Here is a 25,483-nt window from a genome sequence, read left to right as displayed (position 1 = left end):
CCTGCCTCTCGGTCCGCATCCGCCTCTGATCGGTTCCGGTCGATCCGCCCCGCACCGGCAATCCCGTGTCGGGACCGTCAGGCGTGCAGCGCCTCGTTCAGGGTGATCCCGACGCCGGCCCGGCGCAAGCGCCTCGACGGCGCCGGTGAGCGAGTTGCGGCGGTACAGCATGGCGGACCGGCCGGACAGCTCGGCCGCCTTCGCCGTCGGGCGTGACCCGTCCGCCCGGACCGCCTCGTCGGCCAGCACGACCTTGGTGCCGCCGGTGACGTAGAGCCCCGCCTCGACCACGCAGTCATCGCCCAGCGAGATCCCGACCCCGGCGTTCGCGCCCAGCAGGCACCGTGCGCCGATCGCGACCCGGTGGGTGCCGCCGCCGGAGAGCGTGCCCATGATCGAGGCGCCGCCGCCGATGTCGCTGCCGTCGCCGACCACCACCCCCTGCGAGATGCGGCCTTCGACCATCGAGGAGCCGAGGGTCCCCGCGTTGTAGTTGACGAATCCCTCGTGCATGACCGTGGTGCCGGGGGAGAGGTAGGCGCCCAGGCGGACGCGCGCGGCATCGGCGATGCGCACCCCCGGCGGTGTCACGTAGTCCAGCAGACGCGGGAACTTGTCCAGTCCCTGCACCTGGATCCCGGCGGCCCGCATCGGGGCGCGCAGCCGGTCGACGTCGTCCGGGTGCATGGGGCCGGCGGTGGTCCAGGCCACGGTGGGCAGGAAGGCGAACACGCCGTCGAGGTTGACCGTGTTCGGCAGCGCGAGGCGGTGCGAGAGCGCGTGCAGGCGCAGGTAGGCGTCGGCGGTCGATGCCGGCGGCGCATCGAGGTCGATCTCCAGCTCCACGACCGCGGTGTGCACGCCCCGGCGCGCGTCCTCGCCGACGCCGCTGCGCAGCTCGGCGGCGCGCGTCGCCATCGTGGTGCCGTCGCCGCGCCCCACCCGCGGTGCGGGGAACCAGGCATCCAGAACCGTCCCGTCGGAGGCGGACGTGGAAAGCCCCGTCCCGAAGACGCGCCGTTGATCGCTCATCCCTCCACGCTAGCGTGGCCGTGGCGGGCACCGCGAACCAGAATCGCGGACCAGAACGCGGCCCCGCCCGGACGTGCGGACCGCGCTGGCTAGACTCGGAGGATGCCGGTGCTCGATCTGTCCCAGACGTCCCCCGATCTGACCCGAGTCGTGTGCGACATCCCGAGCGTCTCGGATGACGAGACGACGCTGGCCGACGCCGTGCACGCCGCGATGAGCGGCCTGGACCACCTCGAGGTGGTGCGCTGCGGCGACACGATCGTGGCCCGCACGAACCTCGGCCGTGACCGCCGGGTCGTGATCGCCGGGCACCTGGACACCGTGCCGATCAACGGCAACGTGCCCACGCGCGACATCGAGATCGACGGCGAGCCGTACATCTGGGGTCGCGGCACCGTCGACATGAAGGCCGGGGTCGCCGTCCAGCTCAAGCTCGCGGCCGAACTGCGCGCTCCCCGCGTCGACATCACCTGGATGTGGTACGACCACGAGGAGGTCGATGCCGAGCGCAACGGACTGAACCGCCTGTCGCGCGAGCGACCGGACCTGTTCGAGGCGGACTTCGCGATCCTGGGCGAGCCGTCCGACGGCGAGGTGGAAGGCGGCTGCAACGGGACGCTGCGGGTCGCCGTGCGCACCCACGGCGTCCGCGCGCACAGCGCGCGCGCCTGGATCGGCGAGAACGCGGTGCACATGGCCGCGCCGGTGCTGGCCCGGCTGGCCGAATACCGGCCGCGCGACGTCGAGGTCGAGGGCCTCGTGTACCGCGAGGGGCTGAACGCGGTGCGGATCAGCGGCGGCATCGCCGGCAACATCATCCCCGACCTGTGCGAGGTCGAGGTGAACTACCGTTTCGCGCCGAACCGCACCGTCGACGAGGCCGTCGCGCATGTGCGCAGCGTGTTCGCCGGGTTCGAGGTGGAGGTGACGGATGCCTCTCCCGGCGCCCGCCCCGGGCTGGATGCGCCGCTGGCGCAGGAGTTCCTGGCCGCGGTCGGCGCGCAGCCGCGCCCGAAGTACGGCTGGACCGACGTCGCCCGCTTCTCGGCTCTCGGGGTGCCGGCCGTCAACTACGGCCCGGGCGACCCGCACCTGGCGCATCACGACGAGGAGCGCGTGCCGATCGCCCAGATCGAGGCGGTCGAGCGGGGCCTGCGGGCGTGGCTGAAGCCGAGCTGACCCGGCGCGGCACCGGCTGGCGGCGCCTTCCGGTCGCGCTGCGCCTGGGCATCCTGTACCTGGCGGCGCGGGTGGTCACGACGGGGCTCTTCGCGCTGGCCTCGCAGCTGTCCACGCCGCAGTCGCGCTATGGCGCGGATCCCGGCGTGGGCGCGCTGCTGATGGGCTGGGACGCCCAGTGGTACTGGTACATCGCGGTGCACGGCTACCCCACCACGCTGCCGGTGGATGCCGCCGGCGACGTGACGCAGAACGCGTGGGCGTTCATGCCGCTGTACCCGTATCTGGCGCGGGTGCTGGGCGGCACCGGGCTCGGCTGGCAGGTGGCGGCGATCGGCATCTCGCTGGTGGCCGGCTACCTGGCCTGCCTGGTGCTGTACGCCCTGCCTGCGACCGCGGCTGCCGGTGGATGCCGCCACCTGGGCGGTCCTGTTCTTCGCCGCCGCTCCGGTGTCGGCGATCTTCCAGGTGGGGTACGCCGAGGCGCTGTTCCTGCTCTGGCTCTTCCTCGCACTGTGGTGCCTGCGGCAGCGCCGGTACGTCTGGCTGTATCTGCTCATCCCGCTGATGGGATACACGCGCCCCGGCGTTCTCGCATTCGCGCTGCTGCTCGGACTGCACGGCATCCATCGCTGGCGGATGCGGCGGCGCGAGCCGCTGCGCATCGCCGAGATCGTGCACATCCTCGTCCTCGGGGCCTGGGCGGTGGTCGTGGGACTCTCCTGGACCGTCATCGCCGGACGGGTCACCGGCTGGCCGGATGCCTACTTCGCCACCGAGCTCAGCTGGCGGCGCGGCTGGGTGGACGCCGTCGACGCGTTCGTCCCGTTCCGGGGATTCTGGGATGCCGCCGGCTTCTGGTTCGACAGCTGGGGCCTCGGGCGGATCACCGGCTATATCGTGCTGGTGCTGCTCGTGCTGGGCTTCGCCGCCGCCCTGGTCTTCGACGCGCGGGTGCGTCGGCTCTCTCCGGAGATCCGGCTGTGGTCGGCCTCGTACGCGGTCTACCTGCTCGCGGTGTTCTTCCCGCAGTCCAGCGTCTTCCGGCTCGCTGCCGCTGTCGCCGCTGTGGGGCGCGGTCGCCGTGCCCCGGTCGGGGATCTGGCGGGCAGGCGTGCTGGCGGCCTGCATCGGGGGGCAGTGGTGGTGGGTCTACAGCATGTACGCGGTGGGGAATACGTACTGGCAGATCCCGTGACCGGGCGCGATTCCGCGGTCGTCGGGCCTACACGATAAACTGTCAGCCAGACCACGACGAAAGGGAGCCGCGATGGCAGCCATGAAGCCGAGAACCGGAGACGGGCCGATGGAGGCCGTGAAGGAGGGGCGCCTGATCATCGTACGAGTGCCGCTCGAGGGCGGCGGGCGTCTTGTCGTCTCCGTGAACGACGCCGAAGCGAAGGAGCTCTACGACGTGCTCGGCGGTGTCGTGAACGCGTAGTCCACGCACGACCTTCTTCGTCAGCGGCCGGTCCTCAGACCGGCCGCTGACGTGTTCGCGCCGCCGACCTCGCGGACGGTGGTCAGCTCGAGCAGCCCCTCGCCGGACAGCGACAGGGCGCCGATCACGGCCGGCGAGTTCTGCGTCTCGTGGATCAGCGAACGGTAGGCGGTCGTGACCGCATCCCGCCGCACCGGGTCGGCGACGGCGCCGCCGGCCAGGACGCGCGGGACCAGCACGGTGCCGCCCGGCCGCACCAGGCGCAGCCCGTGCTCGACGTACTCGATCACGCCGTCGGGGTCGGCATCCACCAGCACCACGTCGTACGAGCCCTCGTTCATCCGCGGCAGCACCTCCGCGGCACGGCCGGCGATGAAGCGTGCCCGGGCGGCAGGGATCCGCGCCTCGGAGAACGACTGGCGTGCCACGCCCAGGTGCTCGGGCTCGCTGTCGATCGTGGTGAGGATGGCCCGGGGCGCGCCGTGCAGCGAGCCAGAGGCCGGAGACGCCGGCGCCGGTGCCGATCTCGATGATGCTGCGGGCGTCCGCGCAGGCGGCGATCACGGCGCACTGGGCTCCCACCGCGGGGCTGATGGGGGCGACTCCGAGCTCGAGGGCGTGCGCGCGGGCACGCGTGATGTGGTCGGGCTCGATCGTCGCCTCCTGAACGAACCGCTGATTCGCATCATGCTCACTCATGGGCGCGCACCTCCGCGGCAAGCCTACGTGAGTCGTGCGGGCGGGCAGGCCAGCCACGGCGGGTAATCTGAACTCATGATCTTCGGGCTCACGATCGAGAAGCTGGTGGTGATCGGCGTGATCGTCGGCCTGCTTCTCGGGCCCGATCGGCTGCCGCGCTACGCGGCGATGCTCGCCCAGGCGCTGGCGCGGGGTCGGGAGATGCTGGGCACGGCCAAGTCGAGGATGAAGGACGAGCTCGGCGACGACGTCGACTGGCGCACGCTCGATCCGCGGCAGTACGACCCCCGGCGGATCATCCGGGAGGCGCTGCTGGACGACGAGCCGCCTGTGCCGCCGATCGCGCCGCGCGCGGCGGCGATCGTCCCGCAGTCGTTCAGCCCGGGCACGGTGCCGCCGTTCGACTCCGAGGCGACCTGAGCCGCCCTCTCCTCCCCAGGCGGGGGTGGGCCGCGACTTGTCCACAGATCGGCTCCGAGCGACCACCTCCAGCGAGCGCCTCGCCAGGCTGGAGGCATGACGAAGCAGACCGCGGCCGACCGTGAGGCGCCGCTGACCGACGACAGCCTCCTCACCGAGCGGGTCTCGCACCTGCTGGGTCAGGCCCACAGAAGGCAGATCTGGATGATGTTCCTGGACGAGGACGATGTCCAGGCACCCCTCATCATCCCGTGTGCGGATCTTCCGTCCGACCCGGGGAGACGTTCGCCGCCACCGGATCCGGGGACGTCACCGCCGCGGATGCGCTGGCGTGGCGCGTGTCTGCGCTGATGGAGGAGCTCCCGGCGGCGCAGGCGGTGTTCTCATGGGAGCGGCCGGGTGGGCCGCAGGTGGGCGCCGAGGAGCGCGCGTGGGCGCGCGGACTCGGTGCGGCGTGCGCACGGGCCGGGGTCCGGGTGCGGGCGCAGTTCGTCGTGCACGACCGCGGGGTCCGCGTGCTCGCGCCCGACGACTACGCGTGACCGGGCTGGATCCGATCGGTCTGTGCCGAGCCGGTCGCCGAGGAGTCATCCGCCTGCGGCGACGGGCGCCCGGTGCTGCCGAGGTTCGTCGCCCCGCGCCGCGGCCGGGCCGGTGTCGCCGCGCCGGGCCGAGGCAGGGCGGCGAGCCGGTCCGCCAGGGCCTGCAGCGCCTGGGCGGCGGGGTCGTCCGGACGGGCGGCGACGATCGGGAGCCCCTCGTCGCCGGCGGACCGCAGGCGCGGGCTCAGCGGCACGGATGCCAGCAGGGGGACGGATCCGGTCACGTCCGACAGCGCCTCGGCCGCCCGCGCGCCGCCGCCGGAGCCGAACAGGTCCAGCACGGTTCCGTCCGGCAGGGTCAGCGGTGCCATGTTCTCCACCACGCCGATGACGTGCTGGCCGGTCTGGCGGGCGACCAGGCCGCTGCGCACCGCGACGTCGACGGCGGCCGGCTGAGGGGTGGTGACCACCAGCACACCGGCACCGGGCAGAAGCTGGCCGACGGTGATGGCGATGTCGCCGGTCCCCGGGGGCATGTCCAGCAGCAGGACGTCCGGGGTGCCGAAGTAGACGTCGGCGAGGAACTGCTGGACGGTGCGGTGCGGCAGCGGCCCGCGCCAGGCCACCGCCTGCTGCCGGTCGCCCTCGCGCAGGAACATCCCGATCGAGATGGTCTTCACGTCGTGCGCGATCGGCGGCAGGATCATGTCGTCGATCCGGGTCGGATGCGGCACCCGCCCGTCCGCGTCCACCAGACCCATCAGACCCGGGATGGAATAGCCGTGCACGTCGAGGTCGACCAGTCCCACCGACAGCCCCCGGCGGGCGAGCGCAACGGCGAGGTTCGCGGTCACGGTCGACTTGCCCACCCCGCCCTTGCCGCTGGTCACCGCGACCACGCGGGTGGGTCCGTCCGCAGCGAACGGCGACCGGCCCGCGGCGCGGCGGCCGCGCAGCCGCTGGATGAGGGCGGCCCGCTCGTCCGGACTCATCACCGTCAGGGTCACCCGGGAATCCGTGACCCCGTCGACCGTCCGCGCGGCGGCCGCGACATCCGCGGCGATGCGATCCGACATCGGACAGCCGACGACGGTGAGCGAGATGCCGACGTGCGCGATCCCGGCATCGTCGACCCGGATGTCGCGCACCATGTCCATCCCGGCGATCGGCCGGCGCAGCTCGGGGTCGACGACGGCCCCGACCGCCGCGCGCACGGCCTCGGTGAGCGGATTCATGACGGCGTCTGGGCGGCGCCCGGCCGGTCCTCGAGCTGTTCCAGCAGCGCCTTCAGCTCCTGCCGCAGCGTCTCCCGGGTCATCACCCCTTCGGACAGCTCGGTCATCGCCATCCGCAGCGCGACGATCTCGCGCGCGAGGTACTCCGTGTCGGCGAGGTTGCGCTCGGCACGCTGGCGGTCCTGCTCGATCTGCACCCGGTCGCGGTCGTCCTGCCGGTTCTGCGCGAGCAGGATCAGCGGGGCGGCGTATGAGGCCTGCAGCGAGAGCATCAGCGTCAGCGCGGTGAAGCCGTTCGCGGCCGAATCGAACCGCAGGGCGTCCGGCATCATCGTGTTCCACGCGATCCAGACGATGCAGAAGATCGTGAGCATCGCCAGGAATGCGGGGGTGCCCATCGCGCGCGCGACCCACTCGGTGAACCGACCGAACCGATCCCGCGAGGGCTGGGCCGGGCGCGAGCGCATTCCCGTGCGCCCGCGCGGGGCGTCCAGCCGCCCCCGGTCGGCCGCCCGCGCCATCAGCGCCGCCTCGGAATGCTCGCGGTGGTCGTGGGCACCGGCTCGGGATTGTCCTCGGCCGCCTGGGAGCGCCAGTCCTCAGGCAGGAGATAGTCCAGCACGTCGTCCACGCTCACCGCCCCGACCAGGCGCTGCGCCGGATCCACCACCGGCACCGAGACGAGGTTGTAGCTGGCCAGCAGGCGGGCCACCTCGGCCGCGGATGCGGTGACCGGCACCGGATCGACCGTGTCGTCGATGATGGCGCCCAGCCGCTCATGCGGCGGGTAGCGCAGCGCATCCGCTGGAAGTGCACCGTGCCCAGCAGCCGCCCCGTGGGCGTCTCATACGGCGGCAGCGTGATGAACACCGCGGCCGCCAGGGCGGGATGCAGCTCGTGCCGCCGGATCAGGGCGAGCGCCTCGGCGACGGTGGCGTCGGCCGGGAGCACGATCGGCTCGCTCGTCATCAGACCGCCGGCGGTGTCGGGGCCGTACTTCAAGAGGGCCCGCACGTCCTCGGCCTCTTCGGGCTCCATCAGCTCCAGGAGCTTCTCCAGCCGATTCTCCGGCAGCTGACCGAGCACGTCGGCCGCGTCATCCGGCTCCATCGCGTCCAGGATGTCGGCGGCGCGCTCGTCACCCAGCTGGTCCAGGATGTGCAGCTTGCTCGTCCTCGGGCATCTCCTCGAGCGCGTCGGCGAGCCGGCCGTCGGCAGCTCCTCAGCGACTTCGAGCAGGCGGTCATCGGGCAGGTCGAGCAGGGTGTTCGCCAGATCGGCGGGCTTGAGCTCGGAATAGGTGGCGACCAGCTGCTCGGCCGACTGCGCCTCGCCGGGCGTCTGCTGTTCGCGGACGTCCTGCCAGTCCGCGAACGTCGTCGGTCCCTTCGCGAACGGCGAGGCACTGGTCTTCGGCTTGCGCAGGAACAGCTGGCTGACGTTCCACAGGCCGTGCCGGTCCTGGTCGATGGCGACATCCTCGATGACGGCGTGACCGCTGCCGTCACGGAAGTACACCTTGCGACCGAGCAGCTCGGCCATCACCCGTACCTCGCCGCCGCGCTGCTGGAACCGCCGCACGTTGATCAGGCCGGTCGTGATCACCTGGCCCATGGCGATCGAGGTGACCCGTCCGATCGACAGGAACACGTTGCGGCGCCCCGGGATCTCGACGACCAGTCCCACGACCCGCGGCGGATTGTCCTTGCGGTAGATGACGACCACGTCGCGCACCCGCCCGACCCGGTCGCCCGCGGGGTCGAAGACCGTGCAGCCCGACAGGCGTGCGACGAAAACCCTCTGCGTGCTCACGCTTCCAGCGTAGCCGTCGGGCACCGGCCGGTCGGGGAATGCGAAGGGCACCGTGACAAGATGGAGGGATGAGCATGCCGAGGGTACCGCAGGGCGCAGCGAGGTCGGCGAGACGGTCGCCAGCTTCCCGTCGTACGAGGGTGCGCAGAAGGCGGTGTCGGCGCTGATCGCCGGCGATATCCCCGCCCGCGACATCGCGATCGTCGGCAGCGGACTGCGCTCGGTGGAGCGTGTCACCGGGCGGCTCGGCTACGCGACGGCGGCGCGCTCGGGCGCGATCAACGGCCTTCTGCTCGGCCTGTTCTTCTCGGCGATCTTCGTGCTGGGCAACGCGGCCGTGCCCGTCTCGGCGTTCGTCGGCGTGCTGTTCGTCGGCGTCGCCCTGGGGATGCTGCCGAGCATCGGCGCGTACGCGATCGTGCGCCGCCGCCGCGACTTCGCATCGGTGATGCAGGTCATCGCGGATCATTACGAGGTCACGGTGATGGCCACCAGCATCCATCGCGCGCGCGAGGTGCTCGGTCCGCAGGCGGCGAGCGGTCCCGGGGTGCAGACGCCGCCGCCGGCAGCCGACCCGGCGGCCGGGGGAGACCCGCCGCGCTACGGCCAGCGCACCGGGGTCCCGCCCCCGGCATACGGCGAGCGGATGCCGCAGCTCGATCCGCAGCAGCCCGTCATCGGACAGTGAGCGGCCGCAGGCCGAGCGGCCGCAGCCTGAGCGGCAGCAGCCCGAGCCGCCGCGGTACGGCGAACGGACGACGCCGGACGCCGCCCCGGATGCCGCCCAGACTCCGGCCGAGCCGTCCGCGCCGGCCGACCGTCCGGACGAGTCCGGGGATGACGAACGCGACGCGTGAGCGGAGCGTCACCGTGCCGCTTCCGGCCGGCGACGTCCAGGTCACGACCGTGCGCCACGAGCCGCACGCTGCACAGGCGACGCTGATCCTCGCGCACGGCGCCGGCGCGCGCCTCGATCACCCGTTCCTGGTCGGCTTCGCGGACGCGGTGTGCGCGGCGGGGATCCGGGCGATCCGGTTCGCGTTCCCGTACGCGCAGGCGGGGCGCCGGATGCCGGGCCCGGCCGCGCACGCGGTGGCGGCGTGGGCGGCGGTTGCGGCATCCGTGCCCACCGAGCTGCCGCTGTTCGCCGCGGGGCGCTCGTACGGCGGGCGGATGGCCTCGATGGCGGCGGCGCAGGACCGCATCCGACCGCAGGGTCTCATCTACCTCGCCTACCCGCTTGCACCCGCCCGGCCGCCCGGACAGGCCCCGGGCGGAGCACCTGCCGCAGATCACGGCGCCGCAGCTGTTCCTCTCCGGCACGCGCGACCCGTTCGTGGATCCGCACGCCCAGCTCGAAGAGGCGGTGGCGTCGTGCCGGCACGCCGAGCTGCAGTGGGTGGACGGCGCCGGGCACGGCTTCGACGTTGCCGGGCACAAGCACCCCGCCGCCGATGTGGGCGCGGACATCGCGGCCCGCGCACTGGACTGGATCGCTGCTCTCTGACCGGTCGGGACGCGGCAGCGGTCAGGGCATCGGCCCGACGTAGCGGCCGCGCGGGCGCAAGCCGCAGCGGCGGTTCCGCGTACTCGTCCAGGCCGTGCGCGATCCAGCCCACGGTGCGCCCGACCGCGAAGATCGTCGCCCCGGCATCCGGGGCATCTCCGCCGCGATGGTGAGGGCGGCCAGTGCGAGGTCGACGTTCGGGTGGAGTCCGACACGGCGGACGAGGACCTCGGACAGCCCGGCGACCGCCGCCCGCAGGTCGGCGCCACCCGGCAGCGCGTACACCAGCGGCAGCAGCGCCGCGGCGCGGGCGTCGGTGCCTGTGTACAGCCGCTGTCCGAATCCCGGCACGCCGCGACCCGTGCGCGCCACCGCGGCCGCTATCGCGTCGGCCGGATCGGCGCCGGACCGGACGTCGTCGAGGAGGGCGCGCGCCGCACGGCTCGCGGTGCCGTGCAGCGGCGACTCGAACGCGCCCAGCGCCGCGCCGACGATCGCGTACGCCGACCCACGGGCCGACGCCGCCATGCGGGCCGCCATCGTCGACACGGCCAGGTCGTGATCCACGACCAGGATCAGCGCGGCCTCGAGGGCACGGCGGTCCTCGGCGGAGGGGGCGCGCGCGCTCAGGGCGTGCCACAGCGTCGGCGGATCCGCCGCATCCAGCGCACACGGGAGGTGGACGAGCACCCGTGCCGCCGCCCGGCGCAGCTGCTCGGTCGAGGTGTCGGCGCGCAGCGGGTCGGTAGCGGCGAGCACCGTGACCGCCGTGCGGATGCGGTCCAGCGGCGACGCGGAGGCCGGCAGCGCCGAGACGGCGCGGCGGATGTCGGCCGCGTCCGCCGCGTCGACCCGAGGCCACGGGTCGGTCATGTCCCACAGCCAGCGGGCCACGTCGGCAAGCGTGGACCCGGTCGCCAGTCGCGTCACGTCCCGTCCGCGGAGGAAGAGCTCGTCATCCAGCACCACGGCCACATCGGTGTCCAGCACCATCAGCGGAGACCCGGCGGCCTGCACGGTGTCCGGCGGCCGCCGTCGTGTCCGGCGCGCGGCGAACTCCTCGATCGCGAGCGCCTCGAACCGCGACCCCTGAGGCGTGCGCCGCCGGTCCAGCAGACCGCGGGACACGTAGGCGTACAGCGTCGCCGGCTTGACGCCCAGACGCGCCGCCGCCTGCGCGGCGGTCAGCATCGGCGTCGTCGTCATGTCGGTCATGTTGATCCGATCAACATTGACGGAAACGGCGTCATGTTCACACACTGACGGTATCGCAGAGCGGAAGGACGAGGACATGGATGCCGTCATGCACCACAGCGGGAGGATCGAGGTCCCCCGCGGGCTGGCCGGAGTGGTGGTCGCCGAGACCGGGCTCAGCGACGTCCACGGCGACGAGGGATGGTTTCAGTACCGGGACCGGTCGGCGGTCGGGCTCGCCGCATCGGCATCCTTCGAGGACGTATGGCACCTGCTGCTGATCGGGGACCTGCCCGACCCCGCGCAGCGGCGCGTGTTCGCGGAGCGGATCGCCCGGGCCCGGGACGGCGCGGACGTGCGCGAGATCGTCGCTGCGCTTGCGCGGCGCGACCGCAGACCCTGTCGCCGTGCTGAAGGCGGCCTGGGCCGTCCTGTCCGCACGTCGGGGGATGAGCGCCCTGTACGACCTCGACGAGGCCGGACGCACGGCATCCGCTCTCGAGCTGGCGGCCGTCACGCCCACGATCGTGGCGCTGGCTCACCGGCGGGGGAGCGCGCCGGTGACGACCGGCCGCGGCGTCGTCGCCGATCATCTGGCGAACCTGACCGGGCGGGAACCGGATGCCTGGGCCGAGCGTGCGCTGTCGGCCTATCTGATCGCGGCGATGGACCACGGGTTCAACGCCTCGACGTTCGCGGCGCGGGTGATCGCCTCCACCGGCGCCGACCTCGCGTCGTGCCTGGCCGGCGCCCTGGGAGCGCTGTCCGGGCCGTTGCACGGCGGTGCCCCCGCTCGTGCACTGGAGGCGATCGACCGGTTCGACGATGTGGACGACATCGAACCGTGGGTGCGCGCCGAGCTCGCGTCCGGCCGCCGCCTCATGGGGTTCGGGCACGCCGTCTACCGCACGGCCGACCCGCGAGCGCGGCTCGCTGCGAGATCTGGCGGTGCAGCGCGGCGGCCACCGGGTGGAGATCGCGGTGGCCTACGAGCGCATCGCCGAGCAGGTGCTCGCCGAGGTCAAGCCGGGGCGCGGACTGCATGCGAACGTCGAGCTGTTCGCCGCGGTCGTGATGGAGCTGTGCGGCATCCCGCGGGAGCTGATGACCCCGACGTTCGCGGTGGCGCGCACGATCGGGTGGACCGCGCACGCCGTCGAGCAGGCCCGGGACCCGAAGATCATCCGTCCGGCCGCCCACTTCACCGGCCCCGCGGTGCGCGCCCGGTGACGGTCCTCAGCGACGCGCCTGCGCCACCCACGCCTCGATCTCGTCGGCCGTCCGGGGGAGGGCGGCCGACAGGTTCTCGACTCCGTCGGCGGTGACCAGCACGTCGTCCTCGATCCGCACGCCGATGCCGCGGTACTCGGCCGGCACCGTCTCATCGTCGATCTGGAAGTACAGCCCCGGCTCGATGGTGAAGACCATGCCCGGTTCGAGGATGCCGTCGTAGTACATCTCGCGACGGGCCTGCGCACAGTCGTGCACGTCCAGGCCGAGGTGGTGGCTGGTGCCGTGCACCATGTACCGCCGGTGCTGCCCGCCGGTGTCGGCATCCAGCGCCTCGTCGGCCGTGACCGGCAGCAGGCCCCATTCGGCGGTGCGCCGGGCGATCACGGCCAGGGCGGTCTCGTGCACGGTGCGGAAGGTCACGCCCGGCTTGGCGGCGGCGAACGCGGCGTCGGCGGCCTCGCGCACCGTCTCGTACACGGTGCGCTGCACGTCGGTGAAGGTGCCGGACACCGGGATCGTGCGGGTGATGTCGGCGGTGTACAGGCTGTCGACCTCGGCGCCGGCGTCGATCAGGATGAGGTCCCCGTCGGCGACGGCGCCGTCGTTGCGGGTCCAGTGCAGGTAGCAGGCGTGCGGGCCGGAGGCGGCGATCGTGTCGTACCCCTCGCCGTTGCCGTCGCTGCGGGCGCGCAGGTGGAACACGCCCTCCACCACGCGCTCGCCGCGCGGATGCGCCAGGACCGCGGGCAGCTCGCGCACGATGTCGTCGAACCCGCGCGCGGTGACCTGCACGGCCAGTCGCAGCTGCGCGAGCTCGTACTCGTCCTTGACCAGGCGCAAGCTCCGAGACCGCGCGGGTCAGCGCGGCATCGTCGTCGACGACCAGATCGTCGTCGTGCGCGGCGAACGCATCGATGTGGGCGGTCGCGACGCCCAGATCCGCGGCGACGCCGGCCAGGGCGGGACGCGGCCCGATCCAGAATTCGCCCACCGAGGCGTCGCCGTAGAACTCCGTCGTGGTGCGGTCGGCCCGCTCACGGAAGTACAGGGTGGTCTCGTGCCCGTCGGCGGACGGATCGAACACCAGCACGGCGCCGGGTTCGGCATCCGCACCCCATCCGGTGAGGTGTGCGAACGCGGAGTGCGCCCGGAACACGTAGTCGGTGTCGTTGCTGCGCTGCTTCGAGGTCCCCGGCGGGGATCACCAGGCGCCGGCCCGGGAACTGCGCGGACAGCGCCTCGCGCCGACGTGCGGCGTACGCCGCCTGCGCGCGCTGCGGCGGGAGCGTCTCGGGGCGCGATGCCCAGCCGGTCGAGATGGTGTCGAGGAATCCCCGGGGAAGGGCTGGCGCCGGTTCTCGCTGCCTCGAGGGGCGCGCCGCGGTCTCGGCGGAGGTCTCACCTGTCGTGCTCATGCCTCCAGTTTCTCACGTCGTCGGATGCCTCGCCCGGCGGGTCGTCGCGCGAGATTCGCGTGCAGAACTCCGGAGGGTCGTGGCCTGCCCGGCACCGACCCCGCGAGATTCCGCGGACGTGCCGTTGGTCACGCCCAGAATCTCCGGAGTTCTGCACGGCACGATCGCACCCGCTTCGTGCGCCGACGGCGGGCAGGGGGCAGGGGCAGGGGGAGGGGCAGTGTCAGTGCGCGGGATCGAGCTGGACCACCAGAGGCCGGTGGTCGCTGCCGCTGCCGTCCATCGAGGTGAGCACCACCGATCCGGCGGCGGTCCAGGCATCCGTGGCCATCACGTGGTCGATGGGGGCTCCGGCCAGCGCCGGCATCGAGGTCGGCCACGTGCCCACGCCGCCGTTGCCGGTCGCGTCCTCGCTGTCGTGGCAGCGGCCGAGCGTCCCGCCGTCGGTGCCGAGCCCCGCCATGTGGTCCACCGTCGCGTTGAAATCGCCCGCGATGATGACATCGGCGGACGCGCACTGGTCGGCGATCCACTGCAGATCGTGCTTCCAGCTGTCCATGTAGTGCTCCCGCGGCGCCACGGCGTGGGCGGCGACGATCGTCGGCCCGGACCCGTCCACCGGCATCGCGACCGCCGACGGCACCGTGGAGGTGTTGCTGCTGCCGTCGGATGACGATTCGATCACCGAATAGGTGCCCAGATCGGGGAGATCAGCACGGTCGTCGAACTCGCGTCCCAGCCGTGCGCGCCGTACTGCGTGTGGTACGCCCACATCCGGTGCCCGAGCGTGCGCATCGCCACTGCCACCTTCTCGCCGGTCTCGATCGTCGTCTCCGGCAGGGTCACCACGTCGGCCTCCATCGCGACGGCGGTGCGCGCGATCTCATCCGGCGAGGTCGCCGAGCCGGCGGTGTTCCAGGTCATCACCCGGACGCTGCCCTCACCCTTGGCCGGGAGGGCGTCGCTGCCCGTGCCGCGCGAGACGATGATGCCGGCGTTGACGCCGCCGGCGACCAAGGCGATGAGGGCGAGGGATGCCGCGAGCGGGCGGAGCGGGCGGGCCAGCATCAGCAGCGCATGAGCAGCAGCAGGGCGGCGAATCCGAGCGTGATCAGCCCGCGGAAGGAGATGACCTGCGCCACCGGGAACACCCGCTCGAGGCGGAAGAACTGCGGCCAGGTGAGGATCGCCGCCCCGATCGCGCACAGCACGGTCAGCAGGATTCCGAGGAGGCGAAGCACGGACGCGACTCTATGCCAGCAGGCTGAGAGATCGGCGGACGGGGCACGCTACTCTCGGGGGATGGCGCCGCACGTCTTCGAGGGTCCGAGTGATCTGCATCTGCATTCGGACCGCTCCGACGGCACGCAGGCTCCGGCCGAGGTGATGCGCGCCGCGCATCAGCACGGCATGCGCACGGTGGCCCTGACCGATCACGACACCACCGCCGGATGGGCGGAGGCCGCGCAGGCGGCGACGTCCCTGGGGATGACGTTCATCCCGGGGATGGAGATGTCCGCCAAGCACACCTGGCGCAAGCGTGCACATCCTGGCGTACCTGATCGATCCCGACGACGCCCGGCTGCGGGCGATGCTGGATCGGGTGCGCCGGTCACGGCGGGAGCGGGCCCGCACGATGGCCGACAACATCGCCCGCGACTACGACCTGGACTGGGACGACATCCTCGCCCAGACCTCGGACGACGCGACCGTCGGCCGGCCGCACATCGCCGACGCGCTGGTGGCGCGGGGCCATGTCCGCGACCGCACGGAGGCGTTCTCCGGCATCCTCAGCCCCGCCGGCGAATACTACGTCGCCCTCTTCGCCCCCGACCCGGTGACCGCCGTCGGCCTGATCGCCGATGCCGGGGGCGTGCCGATCATCGCGCATCCGGCCGGTCGGGCCGGCGTCCTGCCCCGCCAGCTGCTCACCCGGATGCGGGAGGCGGGGCTCGCCGGCTTCGAGCTCGGCCATCGCGAGAACCTCGAGCCGGGCGTGCGGATGCTGCGCCGGCTGGCCGAGGAGCACGACCTGATCATCACCGGCTCCAGCGACTACCACGGGGCGGGCAAGCCCAACGTCCCGGGCGAGCACACCACGGCCGACGACATGGTCGAGCGGATCATCGCGCGCGGGACCGGCAGCGCCCCGTCTTCGGCTGACGACGAGGCGGGGAGCTCAGGCGCCGGGGTTCGGGGTGGCCGCGCCGGAGCGACGACGGCGCCGACGGCGGCGCGCCGCGGCCGGCTTGCCGTCGTGGTGCTCGGTGCCGCCGCCGTCGTGGGTGCCGGCGCCTTCCGCGGCCCCCTCACCCGCGGCGGGCGCCGCGTCGGCGGCGGCAGCGGCTGCCGTCCATCGGGCTCGAAGCTCGCGCCGACCCGCTCGGGTCCGCCCTCGCGGCGGCGGCGGCGACGCCGGGTGCCGCCTTCGCCGTCGGTGGCGGCATCCGCCGCCCGCTCGGGGCGGGGGCCGCGCTGGGTCTTGACCGACGACGTGCGCGGTGCGGTGGTGATCCGTCCCTTGGTGCCGGCTGGGATGTCCAGCTCCTCGTACAGGTGCGGGCTGGACGAGTAGGTCTCCAGCGGCTCGGGCTTGCCGAAGTCGAGGGCGCGGTTGATCAGGGCCCACTTGTGCAGGTCCTCCCAGTCCACGAACGTGACGGCGATGCCGGTCTTGCCCGCGCGGCCGGTCCGGCCCACGCGGTGCAGGTAGGCCTTCTCGTCGTCCGGCACGGTGTGGTTGATCACGTGGGTGACATCGTCCACGTCGATGCCGCGGGCGGCCACCTCGGTGGCGATCAGCACGTCGCGCTTGCCGGCCTTGAACGCCGCCATCGAGCGTTCGCGGGCCTCCTGGCTCATGTCTCCGTGCACGGCGACGGCGTTGAACCCGCGATCGCTGAGCTCGTCCACCAGCTTCTGGGCGGCGCGCTTGGTGCGGGTGAAGACGACCGTCTTGCCGCGGTCGCGCGCCTGCAGGATGCGGGCGATCACCTCGTCCTTGTCCAGCGAGTGCGCGCGATAGACCATGTGCCGGATGTTGGCCTGGGCCAGGCCCTCGTCCGGGTCGGAGGCCCGGATGTGGATCGGGTTGGACATGAACCGGCGGGCCAGCGCGACGATCGGGCCGGGCATCGTCGCCGAGAACAGCTGGGTGTGCCGCACCTCGGGCACCTTCTGGAAGATCTTCTCGATGTCGGGCAGGAAGCCCAGATCGAGCATCTTGTCGGCCTCGTCCAGCACCACCTCGCGGGCGTGGGACAGGTCGAGCAGGCGCTGCCCGGCGAGGTCGATGAGCCGCCCGGGGGTGCCCACGACGATCTGCGCGCCGGCCCGGCAAGCCTCGATCTGGCCCTCGTAGGCCTTGCCGCCGTAGATCGCCACGACGCTGGTGGCGCGGTTGGCGGTCAGCATGTCGATGTCCTCGTAGACCTGCACCGCGAGCTCGCGGGTCGGGACGACGATCAGGGCCTGGACGCCCGGCGCGGGGTCCAGTCCGAGTCGCTCGCACGACCGGGATGCCGAAGCCGAACGTCTTGCCGGTGCCGGTCTTGGCCTGTCCGATGATGTCCTGGCCCGGAAGGCTCAGCGGGATGGTCTGCTCCTGGATCGGGAAGGAGTCCGCGATGCCGTGGGCGGCGAGCGCGTCGATGATGTCCTGATCCACGCCGAGGTCGGCGAAAGTCGTCACGATGTATATGCCTGTCTGAGTGAGGGCGGCCCGAGGGGCCGCCGGAAGAAGTCCACGCCCTCTCGTCAGCTGCAGGCGCGGGATCCCGATCCGATGCCGGGATGAACACGATCCTACCGGAGGGGTCTGTGCACGGCCGCGCGGGCGCGCTCGGACGCGCATCCCCGGGCCGTAGGCTGTATCTCGTGTTCGGGTGGTTCCAGCGGCGACGGCGACCGGCGGTGCGCACGCTGCGGCTTGCGCTCGCGCGGCGACCTCGGCGACGCCACCCGGGTGGCGTTCGAGGATCTCGCGCCCGACGTCGACACGTTCCTCGGCCAGGCCGCATACCTGCAAGCTGGGCTACTTCGAGACGCTCAGCGAGCTGATCGCGGCGACCCCGCAGCTCGGACACAAGGAGGCGCTGTCGCGCGCGGCCGGTGCGGCCCTGACCAAGCATCAGGAGCTGGTGGCGCTGATCCGGGACCGGGACGCGGACCCGACCGAGCTGATGGCGCCGTTCCGCGAGCCGCTGGACGCGTTCCGCAGTGCCACCCACGGCATCCGACCGCAGGAGACCATGCTGTCGGTGCACATCACCGCCGGGATGCTGGACGACTTCTACGACGCGCTGTCGCAGAGCTATGGCGAGACCGGCGCCCGCGTCGCCCGGATCCTGCAGGCGGACGACGATCGCCAGGCGATCGTCGAGCTGCTCGCGCAGGGGATCGCCGAGGACGGCGAGCTGCGCTCCCTGCTGGCGATGTGGGGACGGCGTCTGGTCGGCGACACCATCCTCATCGCCCGGGCGGCGCTGCGCACCGGCGTGCTCGACGAGACCGAGCAGGAGCAGGTCGAGCCGGTGTTCACCGAGCTGCTGGCCGCGCACGCCCGGCGGATGGGCGCGATCGACCTCACCGCCTGAGGGACGACCCGAGCGTGATGCGTCGGCGGGTCACGCGAGCCGGAGGCGCTCGCGTTCGCGCTCGTCGCGGGCGCGGCGCAGGCGGGTGAGTACCGCCACAGCGATGTAGACGACCGCCGCCGGCACGATGAGGGCCGCCAGCCACAGCCAGGGGCTGTCCAGTCCCAGGCCGACCCAGGTCAGGATCGTCCAGACGGCGCCGCCGACGACGGCGCCGAGCATCGGCGCGAGTGCCGAGCCGCGCATGTCGCGCGCCGGCATGGTGAAGTGGGCCAGCGCCCCGATCGCCGCCCCGTAGATCAGAGCGAGCACGATCTGCATCAGGCCACGAACCCGACCCGGCGCACGTCCTCGGTGCCCAGTTCGACGTAGGCCAGGCCCGCGGTCGGCACGATGTAGGTGTTGCCCTTGCCGTCCGCGAGGCTCACGTGGGTGGCGCCGGACTCCAGCGCGGTGGTGATCGTCGAGCGCACGCTGTCGGCCGACTCGTCGGTCTCGAAGTTCAGCTCACGTCCGGTGTTCACGATGCCGATGCGGATCTCCACGGATCCCTGCCTTTCTCTGGCCTGCTGGCTGGTGGTGGGTATGGCAACTCTACGACACGCCGCGCAGGCCCGAGCCGGCGCCGGCGCACGCTCTGGGCGAACGACGCCACGCGCTTCCGACGCGCGACCGTGTCGGCGCCGGGCGATAGCGTAGCCAGACGATGGCCGACAGCACCCCCGACACCGAGACCCGCACTGCTTCGGAGCCGCACCGCCCGTTCGCGCCCGATGAGTCCCAGCGCGCGGTGATCGCGCTGCCCGCCGACGCATCCGGCACCGTGGTCGGCGCGCCCGGCACCGGCAAGACCGCCACCCTGGTGGCCCGGGTGCGCGCGCTCACACAGGACGGCACCGGGCTGACCGCCGACCACGTGCTCGTCCTCACACCCAGCCGGACCACGGCGACCGCCCTGCGCGACCGGCTCGGACTGGCCGTCGGCGGGGCGACCTCGGGCGCGCTCGCGCACTCGATCACCTCGTTCGCGTTCCGGCTGGTGCGCGGGGCCGAGGTGCACGCCGGCGGCGAGCCGCCCCGCCTGCTGACCGGCGGCGACGAGGACCAGCTGATCCAGGATCTGCTTGCCGGCGACGCCGAGGACGAGGCATCCGGCGCCCAGCGGTGGCCCGCATGGCTGCCCGCCGACATCCGCGCGACCCGGGGGTTCCGCAGCGAGGTGCGCGCCTTCTTCGCCGAGTGCATCACGCTGGGGGTCGAACCCGACCGACTCGCACGGCTCGGCGCGCGGTTCGAGCGGGAGTCGTGGACGGCGATGGCGTCCTTCTTCCGCGAGTACCTGCAGGTGCGGGCCGACATGCGCGGCGCGCACCGGGATGCCGCGGGCCTGGTCCGCGAGGCGGTCGGGCTGGTGCGCAGCGCCGGAGATGCGGTCCTGGCCGAGCTCACCCGCGCCCGCGTGATCCTGGTCGACGACGCGCAGGAGCTCACTCTGGGCGGCGTCGAGCTGCTGGAGGCCTGTCGGGCGCGGGGGATCGCGGTGCTGGCCTTCGGCGATCCGGATGTCGGGGCCGGCGCGTTCCGCGGGGCGACGCCGGAGAACTTCGCGCGGCTGAGCGCGTCGCTGCGGGAGGTGCACGTGCTGGCCGCGCCGCACCGCGGCGTGCACGTGCTGGCCGCGCCGCACCGCGGCACCGCGTCGATGACCGATCTGGCCCGTGCGGTCACCGCGCACATCGGCGCCGGCGGGGTGGTCGCCCACCGGCGGGCCCCCGGCGGCGTCGCCGTCGGAGACGAGGTGCAGACGATGCTGCCGCGCTCGGCCGCCGAGGAGTACGACGTGATCGCGCGGCTTGCCGGGAACGGCACGTGCGCGACGGGATCGGCTGGGAGCGGTGCGCGGTGATCGCCCACGACACCCGGCAGGTGGCCGCGCTGGAGTCGGAGCTGTCCGCGCGCGAGGTGCCGGCACGCTCCGCCGGCCCAGGGCAGGCTCTGGGCACGCTGCGCCCGGTGCAGGACCTGCTGCGGGTGGTCGAGCTGGCCGCCGTCGATCCCGGCCAGTGGACCCCCGAGCTGGTCGCCGAGACGCTGCTGGGCGTGATCGGCGGGTTCGATCCGGTGCAGCTGCGTCGGCTCGCGCACCGCCCTGCGGCACGCCGAGCTGCGCGGCGGCGGCGACCGGGCGGCCGCCCAGCTGCTGTGCGAGGCCTGCCGGTTCCCGGTCGAGTTCGACGTCGTCGACACTCGCGAGGCGCGGCGGGCCGCGCGGCTCGCGCGCACCCTGGCCGACGTGCGCGCCGGCCTGGAACGCGGCGACACGGCGCACGAGCTGCTGTGGATCGCGTGGCAGGCATCGGGTCTCGAGCGGGTCTGGGCCCGCGCCGCGGACGGCACCGGACCCCTCGCCGAGCAGGCGAACCGGGATCTGGATGCGGTGGTCGCCCTGTTCCAGGCGGCGAAGCGGTTCCAGGAGCGGGCCGACGCCGCGGCGGACAACCCGCTGGTGTTCGTGCGCGGCATCCTGGACAGCGACGTGGCCGAGGACCGGCTCGAGGCCTCTGCGGTGACCGAGGCCGTGTCCGTGCTCACCCCCGCCGGGGCCCTCGGGACCGACTTCGACACGGTCGTGATCGCGGGGGTGCAGGACGGCGTCTGGCCGAACACCCGGCTGCGCGGAAGCCTGCTGGACACCTGGCGGCTGGCCGACGCCATCGCACGCGCGCCCGGCGACGCCGGCGCGCCCGAGACGCTGGATCGTCGCCGCGCGGCGATGCACGACGAGCTGCGCCTGTTCGTGCGCGCGATCTCGCGGGCACGATCCCGCCTGATCGTGACCGCGGTGGACGACGACGACACCGGCCCCAGCGTGTTCTTCGAGTTCCTTCCGACGCCCACGCCGCCGGGCGCGCTGGCCGAGCACCCGCTCTCGCTGCGCGGGACCGTCGCCCGCCACCGTCGCACGCTCACCGACCCGAGCCGCGCCGCGGCCGGCCGCGCCCACGCCGCCGGCCAGCTCGCGCTCCTGGCCGATGCCGGAGTCGCCGGCGCCCACCCCGACCAGTGGTACGGCGTGCCCGAGCCCACCTCCACGACCGGGCTTGCGCGATCTCGCCCGCGAGGACGTGCGCGTCTCGCCGTCCCGCCTGGAGGCGCTGGAGACGTGTCAGCTGAACTGGGTGATCGGCGACCTCGGCGGCGATCCGGGCAGCACGACGGCGGGGCTGGGCACCATCATCCATGCCGCCCTCGAGCACGCCGACGGCGCCGACGAGGAGGCGCTCTGGCAGCAGGTGGTCGGCCGTTGGGGCGAGCTCGAGTTCGAGGCCGGCTGGATCGAGGACGCGACCCGGCGCCAGGCGCGCGACATGGTGCGCCGCCTGCACGCGTACCTGCGTCGCTTCGACGCCGCCGGGGGCGGCTGGTCGAGGCCGAGCCGCACTTCGAGATCCCGGTGCCGATCGAGGATGCCGCCGAGCACACAGCGGTGCTCAGCGGCTACATCGACCGGGTGGAGCTGACCGCCGACGGCCGGGTGGTGATCGTCGACCTGAAGACCGGCAAGCGCGAGCCGCAGTCCGATGCCAAGGTGGCGGAGAACCCGCAGCTGGCCGCGTACCAGCTCGCGTTCGAGACCGGTGCGATCGCCGGGGTCCACGGTGCGGCGGGCGGGGCGAAGCTCCTCGTCCTGCGGCCGACCGCGAAGGGCAAGGAGTTCGCCGAGCCGTGGCAGCCGCCGTTCACCGATGAGGCCCGCACCGCGTTCCTGGCGCGCATCCGGTCGGCCGTCGAGGTCATGCGGTCCGCCCGGTTCACCGCTCCGTTCGAGGAGCACTGCCGCGACGAGCACTCCTACGGCCTGTGCCGCATCCACACGATCGGGGCGGTGAGCGCGTCATGAGCGACGAGCGCACGACACCGGAGCTCACGCCCGCGGTGATCGCGGCCGCGCTGGGCCAGTTCCCGCCCACCGCCGAGCAGTCGGCCGTGATCTCCTCGCCCTGGAACCGGCCCTGGTGGTCGCCGGCGCCGGCAGCGGCAAGACCGAGACGATGGCCGCACGCGTGGTCTGGCTCGTGGCCAACGGGCTGGCGCGTCGCGACGAGGTCCTCGGCCTGACCTTCACGCGCAAGGCGGCCGGCGAGCTGGCCGAGCGCATCCAGCGCCGGCTGGCGCGCCTGGCGGAGTTCGAGCGGCGCGGACTGCTGTCGCATCTGCCGGCGCTGCACGCGCGAGGCCGGCTCGAGCCGCTGGCCGGCGCCGACGGCGACCGTGCGCGTCACGACATCCTGGAGGCACTGGCCACCGAGGTCGAGGCCGTCCCGATCGCCCAGGACGCCGAGACGCTGCGATCGCCCGACCGTGGCCACCTACAACAGCTTCGCCGACGGGATCGTGCGCGAGCACGCCGTGCGGATCGGACGCGACCCCGAGGCCGCGCTGCTGAGCGAGTCGGCGGCCTGGCTGCTGATGCGCCGCGTGGTGCTCGGCAGCGACGACGAGCGGCTGGAGGGGATCGAGCGCTCTCCGCGCGGGATCATCGACGCGGCCCTGCGGATCGCGCGGGACGGCGTCGACAACCTCGTCGACCTGGACGATCTGGCGGCCTTCCCCGCCCGGTTCCGCACGGTCCGCGATCTGCCGTCGACCGACCGGCGCACCACCGTCTACGCGGACGTGGCGACCGCCGCCGCCAACATCGACGGGCTGGAAGTGCTGGTCGATCTGGCGCGGGAGTACAACCGGCAGAAGCGGCGGCTGGGCGTGCTCGACTTCTCCGATCAGGTCGCCGGCGCGCGCGAGGTGGTGCACGGCCATCCCACCGTGACCGCCGAGATCCGCGATCGCTTCCGGGTGGTGCTGCTGGACGAGTACCAGGACACGTCGGTCGTGCAGACCGAGCTGCTGGCCGCCCTGTTCGCCGGCCGCGCGGTGATGGCGGTCGGCGATCCGCACCAGGCGATCTACGGCTGGCGGGGGGCGAGCGCCGGCAACCTGGGCGGGTTCGCGGCCGCGTTCGCGCCTGCGGGCGGATGCGGGACGTACGCGCTGATGACCAGCTGGCGCAACAGCGCCGGGGTGCTGCGGGCGGCCGGTGCCGTCCTGAAGCCGCTGGCCGCGGCATCCTCCGTCCCGGTGGGAGCTGCGTCCCGGCCGGGCGCCCCGGACGGCGAGGTGCGGATCGCGGTGGAGGACGACCTGGATGCCGAGGCCGACCGGGTCGCGGGCTGGTTCCAGCAGGTGCGGGCAGAACGAAGCCGGCGCGGGCTGACCACCACCGGAGCTGTGCTGTTCCGGCAAGAAGCACATGGTCCGCTTCGGCGATGCGCTGGGCGCCCGCGGGATCCCGCACCGGATCCTGGGCCTGGGCGGCCTGCTGTCCACCCCCGAGGTGGTCGACGTGGTCAGCGCGCTGCGGGTGATCTCCGACCCGCGCGCGGGCTCCGCGCTGATCCGGCTGCTGTCCGGTCCGCGCTGGCGTATCGGGCTCAGCGATCTGCGCGCGCTGGCCCAGCTCGCGCAGCGCCTCGCGCAGCACGACGCCGCACTGCAGCCGCTGGAACCCGAGATCGCCGCCCGCGCGCGGGCGTCCGCCGGCGACGAGCAGGGATCGGTGATCGACGCCCTCGACTTCCTGCTGCGCGCACGGGACGACCACGGGTGGCTCGCGGGGTTCACCGTCGCGGCCCGCGCACGCCTGCGGGACGCCGCCGCCGTGTTCGAAGGCCTCCGCCGGTCGGCGGCGCTGCCGATCGCCGAGCTGATCCGGCTGATCGAGCTCGAGCTGCGTCTGGACGTCGAACTGGCCGCCAACGAGGCCCGCGGGCCCGCGCGCATCGCATCCGCCCAGCTGCGCGCGTTCGTCGACGAGGTGCACGCGTTCCTGTCCGCGGACGAGACCGGGTCACTGCCGAGTCTGCTGGCGTGGCTGGACCACGCCGAGGAGCTCGACGAGTTCGCGCCCCGCACCGAGCCGCCCGAGGACGATGTCGTCCAGCTGCTGACCATCCACGGCTCGAAGGGACTGGAATGGGATGCCGTGGCGGTTGTGCGGATGGTCGACGGCGAACTGCCCACCGGTGCCAAGGACACGAAGGCCTGGCTCGGATTCGGCGTCCTCCCGTACGCGTTCCGCGGCGACGCGTCCTGGCTCCCGGAATTCGGCTGGCGCAGCGCCGGGACGCAGCAGGAGCTGAAGGCGGCGCTGGAGGCGTTCGTCGCCGCGAACCGCCGGCGTCAGATCGACGAGGACCGGCGCCTCGCCTATGTCGCGGTGACCCGGGCGCGCGAGCATCTGCTGCTGACCGGGGCGCCCTGGGCGGGGACGACCAAGCCGCGGCCCTCCAGTGGGTTCCTGATCGAGATCGCCGAGGCCATGCAGATCGCGCTGCCGGCCGCGATGCCGGAGGAGAACCCGTATCTGGGGGAACGGCGGCTCGCTGCAGTGGCCGATCGATCCGCTGGGCGCACGTCGTGAGCGCGTGCGGGCCGCGGCCGACCAGGTCCGTGCGGCGCTGTCGGCGCCCCGGCCGGAGCCGGAGGACGAGCTCGCGCTGCTGCTGGCCGAGCAGGCCGCGCCGCACGGCGCGGGCCGCAGCGCGCCGGTGCGCATCCCCGCCTCCCGGTACAAGGACTTCGTCGCCGACTACGCGGGGACGGTGTCCGCGCTGGCGCGTCCGCTGCCGGAGCGCCCGTTCCGGCAGACCCGGCTGGGCACGCTGTTCCACGCGTGGGTCGAGCGTCGCTCCGGCCTCGTCGGGGCCTCGGGCTCGCTGGATGACGCGCTGTGGGAGGGCGGCGACGACGACGCCGCGTTCAGTCCCGCCGACTTGAGCGACCTGCGGACGCTGCAGGCCGCATTCGAGCAGTCGGAGTGGGCGGCGTTGCAGCCGATCGAGGTGGAGACCGAGATCGACTTCCGCTTCACCGGGCTCGACGAGCAGGAGCACCTGGCGATCTGCAAGCTGGACGCGGTCTACCGCCGCGGGGATCGGATCGAGATCGTGGACTGGAAGACCGGGGCACCGCCGCGCGATCAGGCCGCCCGCGAATCACGGATGCTGCGAGCTCGAGCTGTACCGTCGCGCGTACCACGAACGGCATGGTGTGCCGCTGGACTCGATCGACGTGACGCTCTACTACGTCGCACACGGGCTGGTGCTGCGCGGCTGAGCCGGC

24 protein-coding genes and 9 pseudogenes are annotated in these 25,483 nt (G+C 73.1%); 18 read left to right on the top strand and 15 right to left on the bottom strand.

Going from position 1 to position 25,483, the window contains the following annotated elements:
• Positions 1–77 precede the first annotated feature (77 nt).
• A pseudogene (dapD, locus tag L2X98_RS01715) lies at positions 78–1,032 on the bottom strand (2,3,4,5-tetrahydropyridine-2,6-dicarboxylate N-succinyltransferase).
• A 102-nt stretch (positions 1,033–1,134) separates the two neighbouring features.
• Here dapD and dapE point away from each other — a divergent pair.
• Positions 1,135–2,211, top strand: coding sequence for a succinyl-diaminopimelate desuccinylase (gene dapE, locus L2X98_RS01710; protein WP_259612131.1), 1,077 nt, complete (start codon positions 1,135–1,137; stop codon positions 2,209–2,211).
• 205 nt (positions 2,212–2,416) lie between these two features.
• On the opposite strand, the gene L2X98_RS19735 is transcribed toward dapE, so the two are convergent.
• Positions 2,417–2,551 carry a hypothetical protein gene (locus L2X98_RS19735; RefSeq protein WP_354002878.1) on the bottom strand — a complete coding sequence of 45 codons (135 nt, stop codon included), beginning with the start codon at positions 2,549–2,551 and terminating at the stop codon, positions 2,417–2,419.
• Positions 2,552–2,616: 65 nt separating this feature from the next.
• Here L2X98_RS19735 and L2X98_RS01705 point away from each other — a divergent pair, with 65 nt between their 5' ends.
• Complete coding sequence (locus L2X98_RS01705; protein ID WP_354002877.1) at positions 2,617–3,447, top strand: hypothetical protein; 831 nt, start codon at positions 2,617–2,619, stop codon at positions 3,445–3,447.
• A gap of 34 nt (positions 3,448–3,481) precedes the next feature.
• A complete protein-coding gene (locus L2X98_RS01700; protein WP_084515728.1) occupies positions 3,482–3,652 on the top strand; it encodes a DUF3117 domain-containing protein in 171 nt (56 codons plus the stop codon).
• A 20-nt stretch (positions 3,653–3,672) separates the two neighbouring features.
• Here L2X98_RS01700 and L2X98_RS01695 read toward each other — a convergent pair.
• A pseudogene (locus tag L2X98_RS01695) lies at positions 3,673–4,351 on the bottom strand (O-methyltransferase).
• Positions 4,352–4,426: 75 nt separating this feature from the next.
• Between L2X98_RS01695 and L2X98_RS01690 the strand changes: the two are divergent.
• The 3 genes from L2X98_RS01690 (at position 4,427) to L2X98_RS01680 (ending at position 5,313) form a co-directional block, all read left to right on the top strand.
• Complete coding sequence (locus tag L2X98_RS01690; RefSeq protein ID WP_259612130.1) at positions 4,427–4,771, top strand: twin-arginine translocase TatA/TatE family subunit; 345 nt, start codon at positions 4,427–4,429, stop codon at positions 4,769–4,771.
• A 96-nt stretch (positions 4,772–4,867) separates the two neighbouring features.
• Positions 4,868–5,122 (top strand): hypothetical protein, encoded by a 255-nt coding sequence (locus L2X98_RS01685; protein WP_259612129.1) that lies wholly within the window; start codon positions 4,868–4,870, stop codon positions 5,120–5,122.
• On the top strand, positions 5,122–5,313 hold the full coding sequence (locus L2X98_RS01680) for a hypothetical protein (protein ID WP_259612128.1): 192 nt from the start codon (positions 5,122–5,124) through the stop codon (positions 5,311–5,313). The genes L2X98_RS01685 and L2X98_RS01680 overlap by 1 nt, the downstream gene beginning before the upstream one ends.
• On the opposite strand, the gene L2X98_RS01675 is transcribed toward L2X98_RS01680, so the two are convergent.
• From L2X98_RS01675 to L2X98_RS01660, 4 genes are read right to left on the bottom strand one after another with little or no spacing between them, the layout of a single operon-like run.
• On the bottom strand, positions 5,304–6,548 hold the full coding sequence (locus tag L2X98_RS01675) for an Mrp/NBP35 family ATP-binding protein (RefSeq protein ID WP_259612127.1): 1,245 nt from the start codon (positions 6,546–6,548) through the stop codon (positions 5,304–5,306). The two genes, L2X98_RS01680 and L2X98_RS01675, sit on opposite strands and share 10 nt — an antisense overlap.
• A complete protein-coding gene (locus tag L2X98_RS01670; protein ID WP_259612126.1) occupies positions 6,545–7,069 on the bottom strand; it encodes a DUF1003 domain-containing protein in 525 nt (174 codons plus the stop codon). The genes L2X98_RS01675 and L2X98_RS01670 overlap by 4 nt, the downstream gene beginning before the upstream one ends.
• Entirely contained in the window at positions 7,069–7,260 is a 192-nt protein-coding gene (locus L2X98_RS01665) for a CBS domain-containing protein (RefSeq protein WP_259612125.1), read from the bottom strand. The genes L2X98_RS01670 and L2X98_RS01665 overlap by 1 nt, the downstream gene beginning before the upstream one ends.
• Positions 7,182–8,360 (bottom strand): magnesium transporter MgtE N-terminal domain-containing protein, encoded by a 1,179-nt coding sequence (locus L2X98_RS01660; protein WP_259612124.1) that lies wholly within the window; start codon positions 8,358–8,360, stop codon positions 7,182–7,184. The genes L2X98_RS01665 and L2X98_RS01660 overlap by 79 nt, the downstream gene beginning before the upstream one ends.
• Before the next feature lie 52 nt (positions 8,361–8,412).
• Here L2X98_RS01660 and L2X98_RS01655 point away from each other — a divergent pair, with 52 nt between their 5' ends.
• From L2X98_RS01655 to L2X98_RS01645, 3 genes and pseudogenes are all read left to right on the top strand, one after another.
• Positions 8,413–9,048, top strand: coding sequence for a YflT domain-containing protein (locus tag L2X98_RS01655; protein WP_259612123.1), 636 nt, complete (start codon positions 8,413–8,415; stop codon positions 9,046–9,048).
• 89 nt (positions 9,049–9,137) lie between these two features.
• A pseudogene (locus tag L2X98_RS19730) lies at positions 9,138–9,560 on the top strand (alpha/beta family hydrolase); the annotation flags it as partial.
• 40 nt (positions 9,561–9,600) lie between these two features.
• A complete protein-coding gene (locus L2X98_RS01645; RefSeq protein ID WP_259612121.1) occupies positions 9,601–9,867 on the top strand; it encodes an alpha/beta family hydrolase in 267 nt (88 codons plus the stop codon).
• A 21-nt stretch (positions 9,868–9,888) separates the two neighbouring features.
• On the opposite strand, the gene L2X98_RS01640 is transcribed toward L2X98_RS01645, so the two are convergent.
• Positions 9,889–11,082 carry a citrate synthase gene (locus L2X98_RS01640; RefSeq protein ID WP_259612120.1) on the bottom strand — a complete coding sequence of 398 codons (1,194 nt, stop codon included), beginning with the start codon at positions 11,080–11,082 and terminating at the stop codon, positions 9,889–9,891.
• Between L2X98_RS01640 and L2X98_RS19725 the strand changes: the two are divergent.
• Both L2X98_RS19725 and L2X98_RS01625 read left to right on the top strand, forming a co-directional pair.
• Positions 11,072–11,936 (top strand): annotated as a pseudogene (locus L2X98_RS19725) (citrate/2-methylcitrate synthase); the annotation flags it as partial. The gene L2X98_RS01640 and the pseudogene L2X98_RS19725 overlap by 11 nt on opposite strands.
• A 73-nt stretch (positions 11,937–12,009) precedes the next feature.
• Positions 12,010–12,291: a citrate/2-methylcitrate synthase gene (locus L2X98_RS01625; RefSeq protein ID WP_259612119.1), complete on the top strand. Its 282-nt coding sequence runs from the start codon at positions 12,010–12,012 to the stop codon at positions 12,289–12,291.
• A 6-nt stretch (positions 12,292–12,297) separates the two neighbouring features.
• Here L2X98_RS01625 and L2X98_RS01620 read toward each other — a convergent pair.
• The 4 genes and pseudogenes from L2X98_RS01620 to L2X98_RS19710 form a co-directional block, all read right to left on the bottom strand.
• A pseudogene (locus L2X98_RS01620) lies at positions 12,298–13,709 on the bottom strand (aminopeptidase P family protein).
• A 223-nt stretch (positions 13,710–13,932) separates the two neighbouring features.
• Positions 13,933–14,394: an endonuclease/exonuclease/phosphatase family protein gene (locus L2X98_RS19720; RefSeq protein ID WP_354002876.1), complete on the bottom strand. Its 462-nt coding sequence runs from the start codon at positions 14,392–14,394 to the stop codon at positions 13,933–13,935.
• Positions 14,391–14,777: a hypothetical protein gene (locus L2X98_RS19715; RefSeq protein WP_354002875.1), complete on the bottom strand. Its 387-nt coding sequence runs from the start codon at positions 14,775–14,777 to the stop codon at positions 14,391–14,393. The genes L2X98_RS19720 and L2X98_RS19715 overlap by 4 nt, the downstream gene beginning before the upstream one ends.
• Positions 14,777–14,950 (bottom strand): hypothetical protein, encoded by a 174-nt coding sequence (locus L2X98_RS19710; protein WP_354002874.1) that lies wholly within the window; start codon positions 14,948–14,950, stop codon positions 14,777–14,779. Before L2X98_RS19710 ends, L2X98_RS19715 begins: the two co-directional genes overlap by 1 nt.
• Before the next feature lie 61 nt (positions 14,951–15,011).
• On the opposite strand from L2X98_RS19710, the pseudogene L2X98_RS01610 reads away from it, so the two are divergent.
• A pseudogene (locus L2X98_RS01610) lies at positions 15,012–15,861 on the top strand (PHP domain-containing protein); the annotation flags it as partial.
• Positions 15,862–15,888: 27 nt separating this feature from the next.
• Here L2X98_RS01610 and L2X98_RS01605 read toward each other — a convergent pair.
• Positions 15,889–17,400: pseudogene (locus L2X98_RS01605) on the bottom strand (DEAD/DEAH box helicase).
• 193 nt (positions 17,401–17,593) lie between these two features.
• On the opposite strand from L2X98_RS01605, the gene L2X98_RS01600 reads away from it, so the two are divergent.
• Entirely contained in the window at positions 17,594–18,304 is a 711-nt protein-coding gene (locus L2X98_RS01600; protein WP_259612118.1) for a ferritin-like domain-containing protein, read from the top strand.
• A gap of 30 nt (positions 18,305–18,334) precedes the next feature.
• Here the strand turns inward: L2X98_RS01600 and L2X98_RS01595 are convergent, their stop codons facing one another.
• Together L2X98_RS01595 and L2X98_RS01590 are read right to left on the bottom strand one after the other, a co-directional pair.
• Positions 18,335–18,625: a hypothetical protein gene (locus L2X98_RS01595; protein ID WP_259612117.1), complete on the bottom strand. Its 291-nt coding sequence runs from the start codon at positions 18,623–18,625 to the stop codon at positions 18,335–18,337.
• Entirely contained in the window at positions 18,625–18,849 is a 225-nt protein-coding gene (locus tag L2X98_RS01590; protein WP_259612116.1) for a DUF3107 domain-containing protein, read from the bottom strand. Before L2X98_RS01590 ends, L2X98_RS01595 begins: the two co-directional genes overlap by 1 nt.
• 161 nt (positions 18,850–19,010) lie before the next feature.
• Here L2X98_RS01590 and L2X98_RS01585 point away from each other — a divergent pair, with 161 nt between their 5' ends.
• From L2X98_RS01585 to L2X98_RS22035, 5 genes and pseudogenes are all read left to right on the top strand, one after another.
• Positions 19,011–20,210 (top strand): UvrD-helicase domain-containing protein, encoded by a 1,200-nt coding sequence (locus L2X98_RS01585; RefSeq protein WP_259612115.1) that lies wholly within the window; start codon positions 19,011–19,013, stop codon positions 20,208–20,210.
• A 387-nt stretch (positions 20,211–20,597) separates the two neighbouring features.
• Positions 20,598–21,134 (top strand): annotated as a pseudogene (locus tag L2X98_RS01580) (3'-5' exonuclease); the annotation flags it as partial.
• A gap of 202 nt (positions 21,135–21,336) precedes the next feature.
• Complete coding sequence (locus L2X98_RS01575) at positions 21,337–21,825, top strand: PD-(D/E)XK nuclease family protein (RefSeq protein WP_259613146.1); 489 nt, start codon at positions 21,337–21,339, stop codon at positions 21,823–21,825.
• Positions 21,726–22,205 carry a RecB family exonuclease gene (locus L2X98_RS01570; RefSeq protein ID WP_259613145.1) on the top strand — a complete coding sequence of 160 codons (480 nt, stop codon included), beginning with the start codon at positions 21,726–21,728 and terminating at the stop codon, positions 22,203–22,205. The genes L2X98_RS01575 and L2X98_RS01570 overlap by 100 nt, the downstream gene beginning before the upstream one ends.
• Positions 22,202–25,477: pseudogene (locus L2X98_RS22035) on the top strand (ATP-dependent helicase). Before L2X98_RS01570 ends, L2X98_RS22035 begins: the two are co-directional and overlap by 4 nt.
• Positions 25,478–25,483 lie beyond the last annotated feature (6 nt).

The sequence above is a fragment of the Microbacterium elymi genome, assembly GCF_021582895.2.
Lineage (GTDB): Bacteria > Actinomycetota > Actinomycetes > Actinomycetales > Microbacteriaceae > Microbacterium > Microbacterium humicola.
Note: the sequence above shows the minus strand (reverse complement) of the source record. Positions and strands in the feature narration are given on the sequence as shown.